Here is a 2,396-nt window from a genome sequence, read left to right as displayed (position 1 = left end):
CGCCCGCTCGACGAGCGCGCGGACCGCGGGCGGGTAGTCCGCCCCCACGTACGGCACGGGCGCGCCCGCGTCGTCGCGGCGCCCCACCGACACGAACGGGACGCCCTCGGCGAGCAGCCGGGCCAGGTCGCCCCGGTCGACCGTGCGGCCCAGCAGCACGCAGCCGTCGGCGAGCCGGACCCGGCTCTCGGCGCTGAAGATCCGCCTGCGCTCCCCCGACGCCGTGGCGCCGGTGAACAGCAGCAGATCGCACCCCGCCTCCTCGGCGCACTCCTCGATGCCCACCAGGAAGGGGTGGTAGAAGTCGGCGCTCTCGGCGGGGAAGACCGCCTCGTAGGTGAAGACGCCCAGGATGCGGTTGCGCCGCTCCGCCAGCCGCCGGGCGGCGGGGTCGGCCACGTAGCCGGTCTCCCTGATCACCTGGAGCACCCGCTCGCGGGTCTCGGGCGAGATCCGGATCTCGCCCTCGGCACGGTTGTTGAGCACCAGCGACACCGTCGTCTGGCTCACCCCGGCCATCCGGGCGATGTCCTGCTGCGTGAGTCGGCGGCTGGAAGAAGTCACGATCCGTGTCATCCTGTCGGGGTGATAATGCGCATTAGTGGATGCGCGGAGCCTCATTCTTGGGCGACCGGGGAGAAGGCGTCAAGAGCTAATAAGCAGCGATAATTCGTATTATCATGGCAATATGGCGCCGACCAGCGGCTCAGCCGCACAGCCACGTGGTGTGACGGTGATCAGAGGTGGCACCGACCCCGGCTAGAGGCGCATCTCGGACGGGAGCAGCCTCGCCGCGTCCTCCAGCTCGACGCCCAGCAGCTCTCCCGACTCGCCGAAGTCCAGCACGACGCCGTCCACGACCGCCTGCCGCACGGCCTCTCCCGGCGCGATCTCGTGCTTCATGGCGAGGTAGGCGACGTCGTGGTCGATGTCGCGGGTGAGGTAGACCGTCCGCGGACGCCGGCCGCCGGGCTCGTCCTCCCAGCTCAGCAGCCCCTCCCGGGCCTCGTGCGAGCGGGCGAGCGCGGCCCGCACCACGGCGAGGACCAGCTCCAGCGCCTCCAGCGGGTCAACGCCCGTGACCTTGCGCTCGTGCTCCCAACCGGCCAGCCCGTCGATCCGGTACGGGCACGACCACTCCCCCGTCGGCTCCTCCGTCGGCAGGCCGATCGTGACGGTGACCTCACCGGGCGGCTCGCCGCGGAGCGTCAGCGTGCGGTGGGCGATCTCGTACATGAAGGGTGATCTACCCCTGTCGCGGGCCCGCAAGACTGGCCACCCCGTGCGGTGGGTTCCATACCGTCAGGGTCGAAAGCCTTCCTGCGCACGGCCGGCGCGGACTAGTCTGCCTAGGTCGTCGTGAGGGGGCCCTGTGTTGAATGAGCCGTTCGGGACCCGGCTGCGGGCCAGGCTCGACAAGTACGGACCGCTCTGCGTGGGCCTCGACCCGAGCCCTGAGCTGCTCGGGGCGTGGGGCCTGGACGACTCCCCGGCGGGCCTCGACCGTTTCAGCCGCACCGTGGTCGACGCCGTAGGAGACGTCGCGGCCGTGGTCAAGCCGCAGCCGGCGTTCTTCGAGCGGTGGGGCAGCCGCGGGCTGGCCGTCCTCGAACGCGTCATCGCCGACCTGCGCGACGCGGGCACCCTGGTGATCCTCGACGCCAAGCGGGGCGACATCGGCAGCACCATGGCCGCCTACGCCGAGGCGTACCTCGACCACGGCAGCCCGCTCGCCGTGGACGCGGTCACGCTCCACCCCTACTTCGGGTTCGCCTCGCTGGAGGCGGCGATCACCTCGGCCGTCGCCAACGACGCGGGCGTGTTCGTCCTCGCCCGCACCTCCAACCCGGAGGCGGCACCGCTCCAGTCGCCGGTCGCCGGGCAGGTGTTCGCCGGGGTCGAGGCGGCCAACGCGGGCCACGCCCCGCTCGGGCCGGTGGGCGTGGTCGTCGGCGCCACGCTGCCGTCCCTCGACCACCCTCTCGACCGGCTGGGCGGCGCCATCCTCGCGCCCGGCGTGGGCGCCCAGGGGGCCTCACCCGCCGACCTGGCGCGCCTGTTCGGCCCGGTGCGGCACGCGGTGGTGCCGTCGGTGTCGCGCGCCGTGCTCGCCGACCCGGAACGGATCCGGGAGCTCACGCTCCACTACCGCGACGAGTGCGCCCACCACCTGAGCCCGTGACACCCTGACACGCTGACACCCTCCTCTCGGGCATCGAGCATCGGGCGGACGGCGGGACGGGGCGGCGGGGACGAGGCGGCGAGGACGGGGCGGCGGGAGCGGCACGCTCAGCGCAGCACGGCGTCGATCTCCGCCCGGCCGGGCATCGAGGTGCTGGCGCCCTCCCGCTGCACCGACAGCGCGGCGGCCACCGAGGCGAACCGCAGCGCCTCGG

General features: G+C 73.0%; 3 protein-coding genes and 1 pseudogene. 1 reads left to right on the top strand and 3 read right to left on the bottom strand.

The window, feature by feature from the left end; genetic code table 11:
- Together DQW85_RS24365 and DQW85_RS24360 are read right to left on the bottom strand one after the other, a co-directional pair.
- A partial coding sequence (locus DQW85_RS24365) for a LacI family DNA-binding transcriptional regulator (protein WP_162795329.1) occupies positions 1-564 on the bottom strand: 564 nt, incomplete at its 3' end.
- Positions 565-759: 195 nt separating this feature from the next.
- Positions 760-1,236: a DUF2283 domain-containing protein gene (locus tag DQW85_RS24360; protein WP_113702351.1), complete on the bottom strand. Its 477-nt coding sequence runs from the start codon at positions 1,234-1,236 to the stop codon at positions 760-762.
- Between the two features lie 136 nt (positions 1,237-1,372).
- On the opposite strand from DQW85_RS24360, the gene pyrF reads away from it, so the two are divergent.
- On the top strand, positions 1,373-2,182 hold the full coding sequence (pyrF, locus tag DQW85_RS24355; RefSeq protein ID WP_240197396.1) for an orotidine-5'-phosphate decarboxylase: 810 nt from the start codon (positions 1,373-1,375) through the stop codon (positions 2,180-2,182).
- A gap of 107 nt (positions 2,183-2,289) precedes the next feature.
- Here the strand turns inward: pyrF and DQW85_RS47070 are convergent.
- Positions 2,290-2,396 (bottom strand): annotated as a pseudogene (locus tag DQW85_RS47070) (ribokinase); the annotation flags it as partial.

It is taken from the genome of Nonomuraea lactucae (assembly GCF_003313395.1).
In the GTDB taxonomy this organism is placed as follows: domain Bacteria; phylum Actinomycetota; class Actinomycetes; order Streptosporangiales; family Streptosporangiaceae; genus Nonomuraea; species Nonomuraea lactucae.
Note: the sequence above shows the minus strand (reverse complement) of the source record. Positions and strands in the feature narration are given on the sequence as shown.

Excerpts from the sequence above, each read along its gene's own strand:
- DQW85_RS24360 (WP_113702351.1), bottom strand. The coding sequence starts at position 1,236 with ATGTACGAGATCGCCCACCGCACGCTGACGCTCCGCGGCGAGCCGCCC.